Annotated in this window: 17 protein-coding genes; 10 read left to right on the forward strand and 7 right to left on the reverse strand. The window is 39.0% G+C overall.

What is annotated here, in order from left to right; all coding sequences use genetic code 11:
- Positions 1-5: 5 nt before the first annotated feature.
- Together sdhD and sdhC are read right to left on the reverse strand one after the other, a co-directional pair.
- Entirely contained in the window at positions 6-371 is a 366-nt protein-coding gene (gene sdhD / locus A7A69_RS12220) for a succinate dehydrogenase, hydrophobic membrane anchor protein (protein ID WP_004996249.1), read from the reverse strand.
- Positions 371-772, reverse strand: a complete 402-nt coding sequence (sdhC, locus tag A7A69_RS12225) for a succinate dehydrogenase, cytochrome b556 subunit (protein ID WP_010588832.1) — start codon at positions 770-772, stop codon at positions 371-373. The genes sdhD and sdhC overlap by 1 nt, the downstream gene beginning before the upstream one ends.
- Positions 773-1,816: 1,044 nt before the next feature.
- Between sdhC and gltA the strand changes: the two genes are divergently transcribed.
- Positions 1,817-3,091, forward strand: coding sequence for a citrate synthase (gltA, locus tag A7A69_RS12230; protein WP_120368707.1), 1,275 nt, complete (start codon positions 1,817-1,819; stop codon positions 3,089-3,091).
- A 99-nt stretch (positions 3,092-3,190) separates the two neighbouring features.
- On the opposite strand, the gene A7A69_RS12235 is transcribed toward gltA, so the two are convergent.
- From A7A69_RS12235 to A7A69_RS12245, 3 genes are all read right to left on the reverse strand, one after another.
- Positions 3,191-3,712: an acyl-CoA thioesterase gene (locus A7A69_RS12235; RefSeq protein ID WP_120368706.1), complete on the reverse strand. Its 522-nt coding sequence runs from the start codon at positions 3,710-3,712 to the stop codon at positions 3,191-3,193.
- 238 nt (positions 3,713-3,950) lie between these two features.
- On the reverse strand, positions 3,951-4,568 hold the full coding sequence (locus A7A69_RS12240) for a MarC family protein (RefSeq protein ID WP_120368705.1): 618 nt from the start codon (positions 4,566-4,568) through the stop codon (positions 3,951-3,953).
- Positions 4,569-4,580: 12 nt separating this feature from the next.
- The gene (locus A7A69_RS12245) at positions 4,581-6,641 is read right to left on the reverse strand and encodes a choline transporter (protein ID WP_152877812.1); all 2,061 of its coding nucleotides are present in this window, start codon (positions 6,639-6,641) and stop codon (positions 4,581-4,583) included.
- A 429-nt stretch (positions 6,642-7,070) separates the two neighbouring features.
- On the opposite strand from A7A69_RS12245, the gene betI reads away from it, so the two are divergent.
- The 4 genes from betI to A7A69_RS12265 all read left to right on the forward strand — a co-directional run bounded on the left by betI (position 7,071) and on the right by A7A69_RS12265 (position 12,059).
- On the forward strand, positions 7,071-7,697 hold the full coding sequence (betI, locus tag A7A69_RS12250; protein WP_152877814.1) for a transcriptional regulator BetI: 627 nt from the start codon (positions 7,071-7,073) through the stop codon (positions 7,695-7,697).
- Positions 7,690-9,162 carry a betaine-aldehyde dehydrogenase gene (gene betB / locus A7A69_RS12255; RefSeq protein ID WP_152877815.1) on the forward strand — a complete coding sequence of 491 codons (1,473 nt, stop codon included), beginning with the start codon at positions 7,690-7,692 and terminating at the stop codon, positions 9,160-9,162. Before betI ends, betB begins: the two co-directional genes overlap by 8 nt.
- Before the next feature lie 89 nt (positions 9,163-9,251).
- Positions 9,252-10,910 carry a choline dehydrogenase gene (betA, locus tag A7A69_RS12260; RefSeq protein ID WP_152877825.1) on the forward strand — a complete coding sequence of 553 codons (1,659 nt, stop codon included), beginning with the start codon at positions 9,252-9,254 and terminating at the stop codon, positions 10,908-10,910.
- Positions 10,911-11,567: 657 nt separating this feature from the next.
- Complete coding sequence (locus tag A7A69_RS12265; protein ID WP_120368700.1) at positions 11,568-12,059, forward strand: hypothetical protein; 492 nt, start codon at positions 11,568-11,570, stop codon at positions 12,057-12,059.
- 49 nt (positions 12,060-12,108) lie between these two features.
- On the opposite strand, the gene A7A69_RS12270 is transcribed toward A7A69_RS12265, so the two are convergent.
- A complete protein-coding gene (locus A7A69_RS12270) occupies positions 12,109-13,260 on the reverse strand; it encodes an acetyltransferase domain-containing protein (RefSeq protein ID WP_152877827.1) in 1,152 nt (383 codons plus the stop codon).
- Between the two features lie 75 nt (positions 13,261-13,335).
- Between A7A69_RS12270 and A7A69_RS12275 the strand changes: the two genes are divergently transcribed.
- Genes A7A69_RS12275 through A7A69_RS12295 form a run of 5 tightly spaced genes read left to right on the forward strand, consistent with a single transcriptional unit; the run spans position 13,336 to position 18,832 of the window.
- Positions 13,336-15,438 (forward strand): TonB-dependent siderophore receptor, encoded by a 2,103-nt coding sequence (locus tag A7A69_RS12275; protein ID WP_152877829.1) that lies wholly within the window; start codon positions 13,336-13,338, stop codon positions 15,436-15,438.
- A complete protein-coding gene (locus tag A7A69_RS12280; protein ID WP_152877831.1) occupies positions 15,407-16,522 on the forward strand; it encodes an ABC transporter substrate-binding protein in 1,116 nt (371 codons plus the stop codon). The genes A7A69_RS12275 and A7A69_RS12280 overlap by 32 nt, the downstream gene beginning before the upstream one ends.
- Positions 16,523-16,545: 23 nt before the next feature.
- Complete coding sequence (locus tag A7A69_RS12285) at positions 16,546-17,583, forward strand: FecCD family ABC transporter permease (RefSeq protein ID WP_152878037.1); 1,038 nt, start codon at positions 16,546-16,548, stop codon at positions 17,581-17,583.
- Positions 17,580-18,344 (forward strand): ABC transporter ATP-binding protein, encoded by a 765-nt coding sequence (locus A7A69_RS12290; RefSeq protein ID WP_152877833.1) that lies wholly within the window; start codon positions 17,580-17,582, stop codon positions 18,342-18,344. Before A7A69_RS12285 ends, A7A69_RS12290 begins: the two co-directional genes overlap by 4 nt.
- Positions 18,335-18,832 carry a GNAT family N-acetyltransferase gene (locus tag A7A69_RS12295; RefSeq protein WP_152877835.1) on the forward strand — a complete coding sequence of 166 codons (498 nt, stop codon included), beginning with the start codon at positions 18,335-18,337 and terminating at the stop codon, positions 18,830-18,832. The genes A7A69_RS12290 and A7A69_RS12295 overlap by 10 nt, the downstream gene beginning before the upstream one ends.
- Before the next feature lie 87 nt (positions 18,833-18,919).
- Here the strand turns inward: A7A69_RS12295 and A7A69_RS12300 are convergent, their stop codons facing one another.
- Positions 18,920-20,116, reverse strand: coding sequence for a hypothetical protein (locus A7A69_RS12300; protein ID WP_120368694.1), 1,197 nt, complete (start codon positions 20,114-20,116; stop codon positions 18,920-18,922).
- Positions 20,117-20,220: the final 104 nt, after the last annotated feature.

The following is a 20,220-nucleotide window of genomic DNA, read 5'->3' on the forward strand; positions in this document are numbered from 1 at the left end:
TCCTATCAATTCGCCCAGAAAATCTGGATTCCCCAGATCACAAATACAAATACTGCAATAATTACAGCCGATGTAAGTACCAGACGTAAACCTGAAGCTGAAGGACCCATTTGACGAGTAGTTACATAGTCAGTAAATACTTGCCACATCCCAATCCACGCATGTGCAGCCAATGATAAAATTGAAAGTAAAGACAAAATCTTCATTGGCAAGGTCATCATAAAACCAGACCACTGTTCATAGTTAAAGCCACCATGAAGCAGAATCCAGCCTAAAATCACCACGGTGTAAACCGCTAACACGACCGCGCTAACACGCTGGATAAACCAATCGCGAGAACCTGAACCTGTTAAACCTGTAGCACTTTTCATTAGAACATAATCCATACGAATGCTGCGAGAATACCAATCACAGACAAGATCAATGAAATTGTAGCAGCAGTACGACCACTCTGTAGTTCTTCAGCAAAACCAAGGTCAGCAAGTAAGTGTTTGATCCCATTAATAAAATGAAAAATCAAACCTGCTACAAATACCCATACGATGAAACGTACGAAAAAGTTTCCGAAAACGACATTTTTAACGTATTCAAATCCTTCTGGTGAAGATAAAGATTTATCTAGAATCCATAAAAGAACAGGAATTAATAAGAATACGATCACACCAGAGAGACGGTGTAAGATTGATGCAATAGCCACGGGTGAGCGTAAGTTTACCGCTAACACCTGACCCATGGACAAATTGACAGGTCTGTTGCTTTTCACAGCGGGCATCCTGTAGGTAAAAACTCCAGCCGGAGTTTGTTGGAATTAATTCGAAGGAAAGCTGGCATTGTCAGGCAAGCAAATGCCTAAACTTAATAAACGACACCGAATTATAAATCGTCAAATATCAAAATACAAACGATCACATTTGGCTTTTTTCTAAAAATATCATTAAATAAGAATCATTCACATGCATAATCAGAGATTTAGCAAATTTATTCCGTTATAAGGATTATCTATGTCCTTATTTTTTATAAATTAACAATCGTATTTTAAATTTCGGACTTTTCTTAAACAAGGCAAAAACTAATTAGACTAAAGATCAAAATTATTTTTTAATTAAAATCTCACAATATGATTTTCTTTTAATTTTTCTATATTTCAACCGACTTTTTACCAACCTGACTATATTTCTTTTTAAAATGTAAGACTTGCTTCTTATACATTTTGCGCCACAAACGTATGAGAAAGAGTAACTTAATATGTGCATAACTTATAAGATCTGCCTCACTCCCCACCTATTATCCCCCTTAAATAGCTTATGAAAACTCCCTTACACAGCTCATGATGACCATTTTTTATACAAAACCAACAATTCAACAAGCTATTTTTTAATCAATCAAACTTTCATTTTTATTTATTTTCTTTTTTTTATTTTTTAAATTTACCCAAATAAATGCAGTCTCTATGCGAAGCTAAGTTATCGTATTTCATTCATTTTAAGTAAAAACTAGCATTTTGTCTCAGATCAAAAATGCGACTAGCACATAATAAATTTGCTTACAATTTACTCCCGAGGACTGATTTTTTTCTGCACCTTGCCATAAATTTGACTTATTATAGCCCGTCGAGACTGTGATTTTATTCAGTTTTTTCTGAGTGATGCACATGGAATATCTCCCTATGGATCAAGCGTTTTTCATCCATAAGTATGATTGACAAAATCACAGTAGCCTCTAATCTTATAGCAATTTTTGACCCCGTCTGATTCGCGCATTAAAAGATTAGTACTTCGAGTCAGATTAACATTCACCAGGACAGGAGATCTATTGAATGTCTGAAGCAACTGGCAAAAAAGCCGTATTACAGCTTGATGGCAAAGAAATTGAATTACCAATTTACAGCGGCACATTGGGCCCAGATGTAATCGACGTTAAAGATGTATTGGCCTCAGGTCACTTTACTTTTGATCCTGGTTTTATGGCGACTGCTTCTTGTGAATCAAAGATCACGTTCATCGATGGTAACAAAGGTATTTTGTTACACCGTGGTTATCCAATTGATCAACTTGCAACGCAAACAGATTATTTGGAAACTTGCTACCTTCTTCTCAATGGTGAACTTCCAAATCAAGAGCAGAAAGAAGAGTTTGACAAGAAAGTTCGTGCCCATACGATGGTTCACGATCAAGTCAGCCGCTTCTATAATGGTTTCCGTCGTGATGCGCATCCGATGGCAATCATGGTTGGTGTCGTAGGTGCTTTATCTGCGTTTTATCACAACCAACTTGATATTGAAGATGTTAATCATCGCGAAATTACAGCGGTTCGCTTAATTGCTAAAATTCCTACTCTTGCAGCGTGGAGCTACAAGTACACTGTAGGTCAGCCATTCATGTATCCACGTAACGATTTAAGTTACGCTGAAAACTTCCTATACATGATGTTTGCTACTCCTGCTGATAAAGACTACAAAGTTAATCCTGTGCTTGCTAAAGCAATGGATCGTATCTTTACTTTGCATGCTGACCATGAACAAAATGCATCTACGTCTACAGTACGTTTAGCAGGTTCAACTGGCGCAAATCCATATGCATGTATTTCTGCTGGTATCTCTGCACTTTGGGGCCCTGCTCATGGCGGTGCTAACGAAGCTGTTCTGAAAATGCTTGATGAAATTGGTAGCGTAGAGAACGTTGCTGAATTCATGGAAAAAGTGAAACGTAAAGAAGTTAAACTCATGGGCTTCGGTCACCGTGTTTATAAAAACTTCGACCCACGCGCTAAAGTCATGAAACAAACTTGTGACGAAGTACTTGCTGCATTGGGTATTAACGATCCACAACTTGCACTTGCGATGGAACTTGAGCGTATTGCGCTTTCTGACCCATACTTCATCGAACGTAACTTGTATCCGAACGTAGACTTCTACTCAGGTATCATTCTTAAAGCGATTGGTATCCCTACGACAATGTTTACTGTAATTTTCGCTCTTGCACGTACTGTAGGCTGGATCAGCCACTGGTTAGAAATGCACAGCGCACCTTACAAAATTGGTCGTCCTCGTCAACTTTACACTGGCGAAACTCAACGCGACATCAAACGTTAATTTTCAATAGAAAATTAATCGTAAAAAAAGACCGCTTTAAGCGGTCTTTTTTTACCTGATTAGCTCAGGATCGTAACGTCTGCAAAATATGACTCGTAATTAGCTATGTGAGTTACTACGATACATACTGCATGATGGTTGGGTATTTTGCTGTAAACGATGAATTTTACGTTGTTCGGCAGCTTCAAAACGGCAACGTTTTACTTCACTATCCAGTTTTAGCGTCGGAACTTCTTGTGGCTTGCCATTTTCGTCGACAGCAACCATGGTGAAATAACAACTATTGGTATGACGAATACTTCTTTTACGAATATCCTGCGATTCAACTCGAATACCGATTTCCATTGAAGTTCGACCAACATGGTTGACAGTCGCCATAAATGTGACTAGCTCACCCACATAAATCGGTTCTTTAAATGTCACTTTATCCACAGACAAAGTCACCACATAACTTCCAGAGTAACGGCTTGCACACGCATACGCGACTTGATCAAGCAGCTTTAGGATTGTTCCACCATGCACGTTTCCTGAAAAATTTGCCATATCGGGGGTCATGAGGACTGACATCGCAAGCTCAGACTGATCATCTGATGCCTGAGTAATTTGATCTAATGGAGACATTCTTACTGACTCTATGAAACAATAACATAAGCTTCTATTATGATCCTTTTCTTAAAAGAAAAAAATGTCTATATCGGCAAATCATTGCATTATTTAAAAAGTATTAATAATGGATTTATATTTTTAATAAATGTGAAATTAAAATTTAATCTTTATTTAAAAAGAGTTCAGTCTAGTTTAAATGAAAATCCGAACCATTTTAAAATAAATAGTTCGGATTTCAACAACGCTCAATTGATTAATGAATATCGTTCATTACGCCCACGATTCCTGTAATCATCATATCAATTGCAATAGTTCCAATGAGCAAGGCAGATAAACGCCCAACAATATCAACATAGCGATCAATGTATTTAGCATGTTTATAACGTAAATGATCATGGGCGAACTTCATCAAGATCAATAAACTACATGTCACGGTAAGGGTAAGTGCAATGATGAAAGCCGCCCCGCCTATGGGTAAGCCAATCCCTGTAACAACCGCCGCACTAATCGTACCAGGCCCAATCATAAAAGGCATGGCAATAGTTCCAGCTAAATGCTCAGGAGCACCGCGCATTTCTCCAATGGTGTCTGCACCCTGAAACACATAGCGATAACCAATCACTAAAAAGATAAGTCCACCAAAAATCTGAAACGCTTCAAAACGCACGTTCAGGTATTTACTAAAAATGGTTTCGCCGCCCCATGCAAACAGCACAAATACAAAAAAGGCAATCACACAACCCTGAATCAAAGCCTTATTAAACACTTTGGCTTCCGAATTTCGGATCATGCCAATCATGTAAATACTCATCAAAAAGGGATTGAGCAAGGAAAAAAACAAGGCAAAGGAATGAATATAAGGCGTTAACATTCAACTGCTCTCCTAAGCTTTCGGGTCTGGAAAAAGTGGACGATGACCAGGGCTAATCCGATTAATATGTAAAAAGGTCATATGCCGTTCATAACGATCCAAAATATCGTTAATCACTTGCTCTTTGGTATAACCAACCAAATCATTACCCTGAGAGCCTTCATACAGGTAAGTTTCCAAACGATAATAAAATTGTTTGCCGCGCTTACCACGCTCACTAAAGTTTGGCGCGATGTAACGCACAGGCCAAATCTGATAGATAAAATTTTGTTCTTCTTCAAGATGAATCGTAATATCCAGATGATACAACTCAGCATCTTCTTCTAATGGGATTTCAGCAACATCGACCTGCACTGCTCGCTTTTCCAGTTCTTCTGCAACAGCCAAAACCGCAGGACGACAGATTTCATTGAGCATACGTTTGGTTTCAAATGTTCCTGGATGATGCATGACACGGGATAAGCGTTTTTTCCAGTTTAAAATATCTACATTTCCGACCACAGGTGCAGCATTCAAACTGGCACTGGCTTGCCGATAATCCTCTAATCTTAATGATTTATAGAGTCCCGCCATGACTAAAAACATCACAAAGCTAAAGGGTAATCCCATAATAATCGTGGCATTTTGTAGTGCGGTAATCCCATTGGTCATGAGCATGGCTAAAGTTAACAAGCCAATCGCAACTGCCCAAAATACACTGAGCCAACGCGGTGCATCGTGATCAACATTTGTAAATTGAGTGGTAAAGTTACCCAAAACCAATGCGCCTGAATCTGCTGAAGTTACATAAAACAATAACCCTGTAATCGTGGCAACACCCGCAATAAAAGGAAACCATGGATATTGTGCCAATAGATCATAAAAGCCGTGGGCAGGATTAGATAATACTGTTTCAGCAAGTGCGATATTACCATCGAAAATCACATTGTGTAAGGCACTATTACCAAAGATGGATAGCCAAGTTAATGTGAATAAAAGTGGAATAATCAGTGTTCCAGATACAAATTCACGAATCGTACGCCCTCGTGAAATACGCGCCAGAAATAGTCCTACAAATGGCGACCATGCCACCCACCATGCCCAGAAGAATAGTGTCCAACTATTCATCCATTCTTTGGGTTGATTAAATGCAAAGCTTTCAAGTGCCAAACTTGGAAATCGGCTCAAATAATCTCCGATATTTTGTACTAATGCATTAAGTAAAAATTCGGTATTGCCCAAGAATAGAATAAACAACATAAGGCCAACTGAGACGTAAATATTAATCTCAGATAAAATCCTTAACCCTTTATTGACACCAGACGTGACCGAAATAATGGTGATAATGACCGCCACTAAAATGAGTGCCGTTTGAATCCATAAATTTTCAGGTAAGTCGAATAAAACGTGTAAGCCATAATTCAGTTGTACCACCCCGATACCACAAGTCGTCGCGATACCAAAAATCGTACCGATGACCGCAGCAGTATCTACACTATGCCCGATGGGTCCATTAATTTTTTTACCAAAAATTGGATATAAGGCAGATCGAATGGTAAGTGGCAAGTTATAACGATAACTAAAATAACCTAATGCCATTCCAATGAGGGCATACATGCACCAGCCTGTTAAGCCGTAATGAAACAGCGTCCAGACCATGCCTTGTCTTGCAGCTTCATAAGTCTGACTCTCTCCTACTGGCGGGTGCATATAATGCGATAATGGTTCAGCCACCGAGAAAAACATCAAATCGATGCCAATACCCGCAGAAAATAGCATGGCTGACCAGCTTAATAAGCTAAACTCAGGTTTGGAATGTTTTGGGCCAAGTTTAATATTGCCATAACGTGAACAGGCAATAAAAATCACAAACACCATATATAAAGTAGCTGCCAGCAAATAGTACCAGCTAAAGGTTGAACTGACCCACCCCAACACTGCATTTAAAGCGCGGTTGGCAAAGTCATTAAATAAAATAGTGGTGAGTGAAAATATTAAAATAATAAGGGCAGAAACATAAAAGACCACACGATTTAAACGATCTTTTGGATGAGTCGTTTGATCATCAACTGCTCTTGGATTATCTGTTGCCATACAATCCTCAAGTAAATATTAGGAAAAAAATAAAAACACTTAATGTGATATGCCTGTGAATAAAAGCAATCTATTCAAACTTAAATTAGAGAAAAATATAAGCTTGCAATAGACTCTTAACGTTCTCAATCAATATCTATTTGCCACATCATTGGTGATCCGCAACCACAAATCTAGATATTCTATGTATAGAAAATGCAAAGGTTTTTCCGTCATAGCTCATGATAAATCTGAAATTAGAAAGATCACGAATGATGATGCATTGAGAAATTAATCCATCATTACTCAACACACCATTGAAACAATTCTACAAAATCATGATAACGTTTATTGATTGAACGTTCAATCAATAAACGTTATCATCATAAAATGCTATCATGTTCTGCAAATGAGTTATTGAAGCAAAACCTTATATTTTTAAGGACATACATGAACAAACGTCAAGTTAAACCTGAAAGTGTGCGCCGTGAAGAAATTATGAACGCCGCTTATGATGTGATTTTTGAAGTGGGATTATCCAATACCACCATCGCGCAAATTGCAAAAAAAGCCCAACTCTCGGTGGGTATTGTGAGTCATTACTTTGGCGATAAGCAGGGTTTAATTAATGCCTGTATGTTAGAAATGCTGAATGTATTACGAGGTAAAACCACTCAATACAAAGCGGAAGTAACCGACCCACATCCGCAAAACATGATTAAAGCAATTATTGATTCAAATTTTGACATTAGTCAGGTCAATCAAAGAGCAATGCGCATCTGGCTGGATTTTTGGTCGGCAAGTATGCATATGCCAGAATTGGGACGATTACAACGCATTAATGATCAACGTTTGTATTCCAACCTGAAATTTCATTTTCTGGAATTACTTCCTAAAGATCAGGCAGGTATTGCTGCTCGTGGTCTTGCCGCATTGATTGACGGTTTATGGTTACGTGGAAGTTTAAATGGTGATATGGAATTTGACGCAACAATGGCTCGTTCGATTGCTTATAACTATGTCGATACACAGCTAAAGCTGATGCAACAAACAAAGCAGGAGAAACAAAATGAATGAAGCACAACTTTATCGTTTGTATATTCATGGACAATATGTAGATGCAACCAGTGGCAAAACATTTAACAGCATCAACCCTGCAACAGGTAAAGTCATTGCCACCATTCAACAAGCCTCTGAGTCAGACATCGAAACAGCGGTAAAAAGTGCGACTCAAGGTCAAAAAATTTGGGCCGCCAAAACAGCGATGGAACGTTCACGTATCTTGCGTCGTGCAGTCGATATCTTACGTGAACGTAATGATGAACTGGCTCATTTAGAAACACTGGATACAGGAAAAGCCTATAGTGAAACGTCGACAGTTGATATTGTCACTGGTGCTGATGTTCTTGAGTATTACGCAGGATTGGCGACTGCAATTCAGGGTGAACAAGTGCCATTACGTGAAAGCAGTTTTTTCTATACTCGCCGCGAACCTTTAGGGGTCGTCGCAGGCATTGGCGCATGGAACTACCCAATCCAGATTGCTCTTTGGAAATCGGCTCCTGCCATTGTTGCAGGTAATGCCATGATTTTTAAACCGAGTGAAGTGACACCACTTACAGCATTTAAACTTGCTGAAATTTATACAGAAGCAGGACTGCCTGATGGTGTATTTAATGTAGTGCAAGGTGCAGGTCGCGACATCGGACAATGGCTCACTGAGCATCCTGTCATTGAGAAAATTTCTTTTACTGGTGGAGTAGAAACAGGCAAAAAAGTCATGGCCAGTGCTGCGGGTTCTACCCTTAAAGAAGTCACAATGGAACTTGGTGGAAAATCCCCACTGATTATTTGTGAAGATGCTAATCTTGATCGTGCTGCGGATATTGCTGTGATGGCAAATTTCTTTAGTTCAGGTCAAGTCTGCACCAATGGTACACGCGTCTTTATTCCAAAATCGCTAAAATCTGATTTTGAGCAAGCAATTGTTGAACGTGTTCAACGGATTCGCATCGGTGATCCACTTGTTATGGACACCAATTTTGGCCCGTTGACCAGTTTTCCACATATGGAAAAAGTCTTGTCTTATATTGAATCAGGCAAGCAACAAGGGGCAAAATTGCTCATCGGTGGTGAGCGTGCTACAGACAGTTCACTCGCAAACGGAGCTTATGTTTTACCCACTGTATTTACGGACTGTACCGATGACATGAAGATTGTACAGGAAGAAATCTTTGGCCCTGTCATGAGCATTTTAAGCTATGAGCATATTGAAGAAGCCATTCAACGCGCTAACAATACTAATTTTGGCTTGGCTGCGGGTGTTGTGACTCAAGACATTTCTCAGGCACACCGCATTATTCATCAGCTTGAAGCAGGTATTTGCTGGATCAACACATGGGGTGAATCCCCTGCTGAAATGCCTGTTGGTGGCTACAAACAGTCAGGCGTTGGACGTGAAAACGGCATTTCAACCCTTAATCATTATACCCGTACCAAGTCTATTCAAGTTGAACTGGGTGATTATCAAAGCGTGTTTTAACCCAGACTTTTTCTCTTTTTATTTTCCTCAAAACATCTGCTGTCAATGCTGCTCAGGCAGCTTGACGCATACAATATTAAGGAATAGTAATGACAACTCAATCTTACGATTACATTATTATTGGTGCTGGTTCAGCAGGCAATGTACTGGCTGCACGTTTAACTGAAGACGCTCATGTTTCGGTCTTGCTTTTAGAGGCAGGAGGACCTGACTATCGTCTGGACTTCCGTACTCAGATGCCCGCAGCATTGGCTTATCCATTACAAGGTCGCCGATACAACTGGGCGTATTTGACCGATCCTGAACCGTACATGAATAACCGCCGTATGGAATGTGGTCGGGGTAAAGGTTTAGGCGGGTCATCGCTGATCAATGGTATGTGCTATATCCGTGGCAATGCAATGGATCTTGAAGGTTGGTCAAAACTTAAAGGTCTGGAAAATTGGAGCTATGCCGATTGTTTACCTTATTACAAGAAAGCGGAAACCCGCGATATTGGTGGCAATGACTATCATGGTGAAAATGGCCCAGTCAGTGTTGCAACACCAAAACAGGACAATAACATCTTATTTCATGCCATGGTCGAAGCAGGCGTGCAGGCGGGTTATCCTCGAACCGATGATTTAAACGGTTATCAGCAAGAAGGTTTTGGCCCGATGGATAGAACTGTGACCCCAAATGGTCGCCGCTCCAGTACCGCGCGTGGCTATCTGGATATGGCAAAAGATCGTCCAAATTTAACAATTGTGACCCATGCGACGACCAACAAAATTCTGTTTAAAGACAAACAGGCGATCGGCGTTGAGTATATTCATGGCATAAACAAAAATGATCTCAAAAAAGTCTATGCCAATAAAGAAGTGCTGTTGTGTGCAGGCGCAATTGCGTCACCACAAATTTTACAACGTTCTGGTGTCGGTCAAAGCACATTTTTAAAATCGATGGACATTCAGGTCGTTCATGATTTGCCGGGTGTTGGTGAAAACCTACAAGACCATCTGGAAATGTATTTGCAATATAAATGCAAGCAACCTGTGTCCCTTTATCCCGCCCTTAAATGGTATAACCAACCTGCCATTGGTGCGCAATGGTTATTTTTAGGAAAAGGCATAGGTGCAAGCAATCAATTTGAAGCAGGTGGTTTTATTCGCTCTTCGGATGAATTTGAATGGCCAAATATTCAATATCATTTTTTGCCTGTCGCGATCAACTACAATGGAAGTAACGCAGTTAAGGAACATGGTTTTCAAGCACATGTGGGTTCCATGCGTTCTCCATCACGTGGTCGTATCAAACTAAAATCCAAAGATCCATTTGACCATCCAAGTATTTTGTTTAATTACATGTCTACTGAACAGGACTGGCAAGAATTTCGTGCCGCTATTCGCATTACCCGTGAAATTATGCATCAGCCCGCGCTTGATCCTTATCGCGGTGAAGAAATCAGTCCAGGGAATGCGTTAAATACAGATGATCAGCTTGATGACTTTGTACGCAATCATGCCGAAACAGCTTACCATCCATCATGTAGCTGCAAAATGGGTGAAGATGATATGGCAGTGGTTGACTATCAAGGTCGTGTATATGGTATGCAAGGCTTACGTGTTGTTGACGCCTCGATCATGCCGCTGATCATTACAGGTAATCTAAATGCCACCACGATTATGATTGCAGAAAAAATTGCAGATCAAATTCGTGAAAGGACAGCATTGCCCCGCTCAAAAGCACCATTCTATCGTGCCACATAAATCTTGATGAAATCATCGAACATACATGTATTGCATGTATGTTCGATGCATAAAAAAACAATTTGTTTATCGAACATTTATTAGAATATGCATAAATTTTCACTTGTTTTTTTTAAGCACAGCACATTTTTTAGACTTAAACGGCAATATAATAAACACCCACAAAAAATACCAGTTTCACAACATTATGAATAAAATAAGTATTTTTATAGTATAATTTGTATTTATTGTAAAAATTTAACCATTTCAAATTAAAATTCGATTATTCATAGCTATCTCTTCTAGAATATGTATCCATTGGAATGTAGCGATCATCTACAAAATTAATGTATTTAGAATAAATAGATTAGTTACCCTCCCTCTAAACGTTAGATGCCGCTACATTCCATTTCTTTTATTTTTAAGCCTACATCCTTTTTAGTTCTCATCATTTTAGAAGTATTGAACCCTCCGCCCTGCCTCGTTTTATTGCTCATTTTAAAAAATAAGAATATTTAAAAAGCTTTTTCTTAAAAAAATGCTGAGCTTGTATAAGCTTGGGATAGCATTTATGTCTAAAAATCAAACATCCTTTATACACAATTTACATGCATAAAATAGAACCAACATTCTGAAAAGAATATGCTTAGCACATATATTTACAGATCGAGGAATAAAATGAATATGACGAGAATAAACAGCATTTCGCATAAGTTTTATTCTGTAATATACCTTTTGATTATCGCCATGATTGGGGTATTTTGTGCCCTAAACGCAACCTACGATGTCATGATTGGAGGTACGCCGTTTTATTTTTTTGCGGTTCTGGTGCTTGCTTTACAAAGCATATTCGCTCTTCGCGAATCTGAACGCAGCCGCAATATTGCAGGCTTGGGTTTAATCGTTCTGGTGATGGGTCTCGTCTATAGTTATGGCTTTATGTTTTTGACTCATTTGAAAGCCATTGTACTTCTTCCATCCATTTGTTTGACTTTGTTCGGACTTCCTTCTATTTCTCAGCACCCCCAGAAGGCATATCTACTCAAAACGGTCTTATTGATCTCTCTCATTGCGTTGGCAGCCATACAGTATTATGAACTCAGCATGCTCAAAGGTTATTATGACTCGCTTCCCAATAACGGAAGCTGGCAAAAATATGGCGGTCTATGACAGGGTCATATCACCAAACTGCCATAGCCTCTTTTGATTTCAGTGGGCGCTAAAAATATTTTAACCACTTGATTTGTTTATTCGCATGTTTATAAGTTGAAAATGCGTTCACCACTGGATAAAGCAATAGCGTCAACAAAAATGTGATCAACCACAATTGACCAACGCTTGATACTGAGAAATAACCAGAAGCTGTTGTGCTACCCCACAACATGACACATACAACATATAAGAGCTTTAAAACATACAAGTGCAGCAGATAAAAGAACATAGGCACTGAACCAAATACCACCAGTATGTTAACAAAGCGTGTCCGAACTAATCTTTCAAATACAATCAGAAGAATTAGCCCCACTCCCACATTGCATAAGATAAAAAGCAATGACGGCGGATATTTGGTTAAGTTAAAAAAGCTCATCAGACTAAGCATAACCGAATCATAACTTTGCCAAGCATGATCACCATAAACATTGATCAAACGTAACAGTACACATAATAAAATGCTCACCATACCAATCAACAATAAATAACCATCCCGTTGCTGCACACTAAACTTGGGCTGAAAAAACTGCCCTAAACAGTAACCGATCAAAATCACGCCAACCCACGGTAGTACTGGATATGACGTTCTGATTCTTAACCATTCAAATTCAATCCAGCCCCGCTCGTGCAGAATCAACCAAAAATGTTCAAGTATTGGAATATCTTTAAAGCTTATTTGATCTAGCAAATTATGACCAAAAATGATCAACAACCCGACACTGAGTAAAATCTTTTTAGGTAGCCCGATACACATTGACAAGATCACCATACTCAGACCAATTGCCCAGATCACTTGTAAATAAATCACCTCTGGAGGAAAAGTGGCTGTCCATGCAAAATTAACCAAAGTTAATTCCAATAAAATTAAAAACAAACCACGTTTCAATAAAAAATGACGAGTTTGTTCAATGCTCTGGGTTTTAAGCTGAAATAAAAAAGCAGACATTCCAGTGAGCATAACAAATACAGGTGCACACAAATGTGCCAAAACCCTACTCCAAAAAAGTGCAGGTTCAGTTTCGGTGACATTCATTGGATCACTGACCTGTTTATGTAAGTAAAATGTTTCACGAACATGATCTAGTAACATGATCATAATCACCAAACCGCGTAATGCATCGATAGATTGGAGACGTGGAATAATTTTTGCTTTCGACATACACGCTATATCTTCAATTTATGAAATGTTATATTATTTCATAAATTGTTTTTTGTCTTGTTTATCGAGGGGTTTATGCAGCATAAATATCGTTTGCTGTCGTCATTTATTGGCTTTTCTTTTGTTTCTGGTCTCAGTTGGGCCGATTCTCCAAATAATGTTCTTTCTACAATCACCCTACAGGCCGATCAAAATCAGGAAGATGAAAAAACCTCCTCTGCTGCAAGCAAATTTGCACATGATGTTTTAGATATCCCTTTTAGCCGTAGCTATCTTTCACAGGACATTTTAAAACAACAAGATAGTCAACGTATTGAAGATGCAATTCATCTGGTCAGTGGTGTATTTGCACAAAATAATTATGGCGGTGGCTTTTGGGATAATTACTCTTTTCGTGGTTTTGCAACAGATCCTAATCTTGGCGCAGCCAGTATCCGTAATGGTTTAAGTCTTAATCGAGGGTTAAGTGCACCACGAGATATGGTTAATATTGAATCTCTGGACTTCTTAAAAGGCCCTGCCGCCGCGCTATACGGTCGTGGTGAAATGGGTGGTTTGCTTAATATCACCACAAAAAAGCCACAATGGCAGCCGCAAGGGCAACTCAACTTACGTGCCAATACCGAACAACAATATCGTGGTAGTTTTGAATATACTGCGCCACTGAATGATCAACTTGCTTATCGTTTGGCCATTGCCCATGAAGATAATCAAAGCTTTCGTGATGAGGTGAATAGTGAACGCTGGTTTTTTTCACCACAGTTAAGTTGGAAAATCTCTGATCAGACTCAACTTGATTTTGACAGCGAAATCACTCATCAAAAAGGCACTTTTGATCGTGGTATCAGCGCCTATAAAGGCCAGATTCTGATGAGTCCAAAAACTTTTACAGGCGAACCAGACGATGGCGACATGAAATTGAATGATCAGTTTTATCAACTTCGTCTAACACATGAATTAAATGATGAATGGAAACTCAATAGTGCAGTCAGTTATAAGCAAGGATTGATGAAAGGCTTTTCAACTGAACCTAAGTCCTTTGAATCAGATGGCGAGACCTTAAATCGTCAACGTCGTTATCGTGCTTATTTCACCAAAGATCTACTCGCACAGGCTGAGCTTTTAGGTCAGGTAAATACTGATTGGGCGCGTCATGAGATCCTGATCAGTACTGAAGCAGGTCAATTGACTTCTGACCAATATCAGCTCCGTTGTGATTATAAATATTCAGGCACACGTTACTGTATCAATCAGATCAATGTCTATCATCCTCAATATGGCGTGTATTTACCCAATATGGGGCTGCAAACCAATACCCGTGAACAACAGGACTATTTTGCTTTAAATCTTCAGGATCAAATGTTCTTCGATGATCGATGGAGTCTTTTAGTTGGTACACGTTTCGACCAAGTCAAACAGTCTTTAGATAATTACAAAGCCAATACTTCTACCGATAAAACTTTTCATCAGGCTTCGCCTCGTGCGGGTATAAATTATAAATGGAATGAGCAGTTGTCTTTCTATACGAATTATGGACGCTCTTTCGCCATGAACAGTGGTACAGATGTCAACGGACAAGTGTTTGCACCTGAAAAAGGTGAAAGTTATGAAATCGGAAGCAAATATCAGCTTAATGAAACATCCTTATTGAGTCTGGCATTATTTCACATGAAAAAACGCAATGTGCTCACCACCAATCCAAGCGATACAAATTATCAGTATGCCGCAGGTGAAGCATTAAGTCGGGGCATTGAGGTAGATCTGCAAAGTCAACTCACAAATCAACTGCATTTGATGGCAAACTATGCTTATACCGATGCACAGATTCATAAAGATACGACCATTGCCAAAGGAACTTCGCTCAATAATATTCCTCGCCATAGTGGTAATCTGGCACTAGATTATGTGCTTTTACAACAGGCTATAAAAAAAGCAGGTATTGGAGCAAATGTACAGTATGTTGGTAAACGTAATGGTACGCAAAGCACAGGCTTTGAATTACCCGATTATACATTGGTCAATTTAAATGCGTATTATGAACCGAGTAGCCAGTTACGTTATCAATTCAATATTAACAACGTGTTTGATAAAACCTACTATGTTGAAAGTTATAGTGATCTGTGGATCCAGCCAGGTGATCCATTAAATGCATCACTCTCGGTACAATGGACATTCTGATTTGATCTTGTCACATTTTTCATTCCCAAAAGTTGTCACGTTCAGTATTTGTGTACTTTTGGGAATCACATTGACAGCCTGTAAACCCCGAGACATTACAGAGCAAAAACCACAATTAGAGACTCAATCGATTCAAACCACACCATCACATTCTCGTCTTAGTGTTGTTGATTCTTCGGGTTATCGTGTCACGTTGAAGCATCCTGCCCAACGTGTGGTGTGTTTATTTGAGTCGAGTTGTGATGGTTTATATATGCTCAAGCAGGGCAATAAAATTGTAGGAATTCCTGCGGAAATTTATCAACAACCGTTGTTATATCACGCATATTCTGTTTTAGATCCACGCATTCAGGCTAAACAGATTCAAAGCCCCTCTCAAGGCAATAATGCGACCAATATCGAAAGTCTATTAATGCTACAACCTGATTTAGTCATTATGGGTGGAGGAGAAAAACAAACCATTGCCCTTCTGCGCAAGTTAGGCATTGCAGTTTATATTATGGAATCTTCGACTTATGCTCAGGTCAAAGAAGAATTATCGAACATTGCGATTTTAACCGATGCAACAGTACGTGCAAAAACCATACTGCAATATTCAGATCAAAAAATAACAGAGATTCAGCGTAATACTGCAAAACAACCCCATGAGCAAACTATTTATTATGCATGGTCGGGCGGTCGTATTTTTTCTACATCAGGAACTCAATCGATTACCAATGATTTTATCGAATTGGCTGGCGCGAAAAATATTGTGTCGACGAAAACCAATCAACCCAACGTCAACCCAGAAACCTTGATTGAATGGAATCCTGATAATATCGTGCTTTGGAATACCGATCCGCAGCTGATTTATCAACGCCCTGAATTACAAACGCTGAAGTCTGTTCAACAGCGTAGAGTTTTTAATTTAAGTCCTGCTTTTATCTATAATCCTCATACTATCAAAATCGTGCTGACTGCACTTTATTTACATCACCACATTTATACTGAAGTACAATCATCTGACAACATGAAAAAAACCCAATACCAAGTGCTGAGTATGTTGTATGGTTCAAAAGCAGCACAAGCCCTGAATGCCCCATGAAATTGATCACTCCCATGAAGATGATGCGTCTTGAATCCATCACCCAATTACATCCTCTAATTAGATATACTGGCTTTATTGTTTTACCTCTGCTTTGTCTTTTTTGTTCCTTATTAATTGGGCCAAGTCATGTTTTAAGTTATCAGGATTATCTGCTCTGGTTCTGGCAAAGTCTGTTTGGTGGAAGCTATATTGCTCCTGAACAATATGCTCTGATGCAGAATATTCTTTGGAATGTACGCCTACCCAGAATTTTACTTACCTTTATGGTTGGTGCGGCACTGGCAACCGCAGGAAATGGTCTACAAGCTTTATTTCGGAATCCACTGGTGGATTCTTATGTACTTGGTATTTCTTCTGGAGCAGCATTTGGTGCGGCACTGGCTTTGTCTTTTAACTTAAATTCACCTAATTTATTGGCGTTTATTTTTGGTATTGCTGCAGTACTTCTGACTTATTTATTTGCCTATCAAAAACAGGAACAACAAACCTCTTTGGTCATGATTATTTTGGCAGGCATGATTGTTTCAGGGCTGTTTTTGGCAGGATTAACCATCATTCAATATATTAGTGATCCGTTTAAATTACAGGCCATTGTGCAATGGACGATGGGTAATTTGCATCAGGCCAATTGGAATAAAGTACAATATGCAGTATTGCCTATTTGTATCGGACTTCTGGGCTTATTTTTAATGCGTTGGCGACTCAACTTGCTCGCACTTGGTACAGAAGAAGCCCAAGCGGTCGGCATTAATCCCAAATGGGAACAAATCTTGCTGATTGGATTGGTCACCTTATGCACCTCTGCTTCTGTGGCTGCGGCTGGAATTATTAGTTTATATGGTTTATTTATGCCCCACATTGTGAGAATACTAGTTGGGCCTGATCATCGTACAACCATTCCCTGTAATATGATATTGGGCGGCTGTTTTTTATTATTGATTGATAATTTCTCACGTGTTTTATTGAGCTTTGAAATCCCAATTGGAATTTTTACCATGCTGCTTGGCGCACCTTTCTTTTTGCTGCTCATGAAAAGCCAGCGGATGAATTGGTCATGATCCATATTCATCAGCTTAACTTTGCTTATGGGCAAAAACAGGTGCTTAAAAATATCGATCTCTCATTTGCTGAACATCAGTTTTCAGTCATCTTAGGACGAAATGGTTGTGGTAAATCGACCTTATTTAGACTCATGGCAGGTCTGGAACCTTTACAATGTGGCAGTATTTTATATAAAAGCAAACGTTTGGATCAGTATAAAGGCAAACATCGTGCTGAACTTTTAGGCTTTTTACCACAATTTCACAAAACCGTTTTTCCCTTTAAAGTCAAAGATGTCGTTTTGACAGGCCGTGCTGCGTTTAGTCATTTTCACCCCACCAAACAGGATGAATATCTGGTAGATCAGGCATTGGAAGAGCTAGATATCGGCCATTTAAAACATCAGGCTTATACTGAGCTTTCAGGTGGAGAACGACAATTGGTGATGATCGCTCGAATATTAGTACAAGCACCCAAAGTGATTTTACTGGATGAGCCAACGAATCATCTGGATGTCTATTATCAGTCTTATTTGATGAAAAAATTACGTCAACTTTCTCGACACAACTATACCGTGATTGCCATTATGCATGATCCTAATCTGGCATTTTTATTTGCAGACGAATTATTTTTTATGCGTCAACATGAAATTATTCGACCTGAATCTCGGCAACGCCTGACGGATCCTGTCTTTTTAAAAAGTGTTTATGATGTTGAATTTCATGAGGCCATGATTCAGGACAAAACCATTGTAGTGCCAGACTATTCATGGCTCTAGGCATCGAACTTTTACAGCAAAATGACTTACATCAAGCAATTCAATTTGCGATTTATACACGCCAACTTCTTTTTCCAGAAGTATATCAATCTGAACTTCCTCATGATCTGACTCATTTCAGCCAAACTTATCTTGAACACCCGCAAGGCGCTTGCTTCGTGGTCAAAGATAAGCACACAATTATTGGCATGGTGGCTTATCGAGCTTATAACCATCGTTTTAATTTGGACTTACCGTTGAAAGTTGTCGAGGTGGTTAAACTATTTGTACAGCCCGAATATCGCCGACAAGGTTTAGCATCGCAACTTTGCCATGCATTATTTGAATATGCTCAACAACAAAATATTCGATATTTTTATCTGCATACTCATCCCTTTTTACCTGCCGCTGAATATTTCTGGCAAAAACAGGGATTTCAGGTCATTCATCGTGAATGGTTGGCGCATTACGATACGATTCATATGTTAAAAACCAGTAAATCAACTTAATGTTGTATGATGAATTTGAGATCATCCAGAATTTAAAAAGCCATAAAACCGCTCTTGGATTTTATGGCTACAAACGAAATAAAAGAATTAAAAACTAAAGCCAAAGTTTAAATTGACCCGATATAGCCATTTATCACTATTCAAGGAAGTTGCTGTGGTATAGCCCGTACTATTGGTCGAACCTCCAATAATATTGGCATTTTTTCCCCAAGTATAATCTGCCCAGACCATAAATGGAGATGCAATAAACATCATGCCTGTGGTATTCATCTGTGACGCTGACCAATCTGTATGTGTTTTATCCAGATAACTAAAGTCGTTATAGAATTTAATTGCTTTAAGTTTCCACATATCCTTGATTGGCAAGGTATAAGAGACATTGAGACTCGAAACAGTCCCTTCAGAAGCAATCAAATAAGAAGGTGTTAAACCATTGGTTCCCATTAAAGTCATACGATCGTCCACACCTTCTGGATTTTTGGCATCGTATTGATAGTGAATGATGGAACCCTGAATGTTCCATCGATTAAGATTGCTATTGGCATGAAGACCTAAAGCATAATATTTTCCATCATCATCTGTGATTTTATTATGCAGTTGTGAAATAGCCCCTGATAATCCAACTTCTTGCTTGCCTAGCGTCGTATCAAACTTTTTAACGACACGGGCATTGACCTGATTTTGTTTTTCATTTTGATAGCCTTTCTGATTTGGAAAAGTATTTTTCAGATCATCATAAGAGCCGCTTTCTGGAGAATAACGCATATTGGTTTCAAGCATGCTTGGATAATAACCCAGTTTAATATCCCAATTTTTGTCATCATAATTCCAGTTCAAGCCAGGGGCAATGTTGTTGCCATAGCCTAAAAAGAACGGCAAATGATATGTCCAGCCATTTTGCGGATAAGGATAAATAGCAAATGGTTTGTAGACGAAACCTGCCTCCAGACTATTGTTAGGATTGAGTTTATATCCTACATAGGCTTTTTCTATAGAGGTAAATTCTTGATCCTGCAATAAAAAACTAGAATTTAAATAAAAATCATCATACGTTCCCTTGAGATCAAGTCGTAGGACATCAAAGTCCAACTTGCCCATTCCTCGATTGGAACTTTGTGGCCAGCTTTCATAGCGATCCTGCACACGAATCACCCCACCCACTTTAAATGAAGCTGTACCATCTTCATTTTTCCACTCAAGTGGTGATGCCTCTGCCCAAGAGCCAGTCGAAACACCTAAACAGAAAATTGAAACACTTATTGTTGAAACTACACTTTTTTTCATCATCGCTTCCCAATATTTAGCCACGAGCTGATAGTGAAAAATAGCAACTCATGTTTTATATATAAAACTTTGTTTATTTTGATTTTTACCTAAAAAAATTTGGT

This window comes from Acinetobacter guerrae, assembly GCF_009372255.1.
GTDB classification, from domain to species: domain Bacteria; phylum Pseudomonadota; class Gammaproteobacteria; order Pseudomonadales; family Moraxellaceae; genus Acinetobacter; species Acinetobacter guerrae.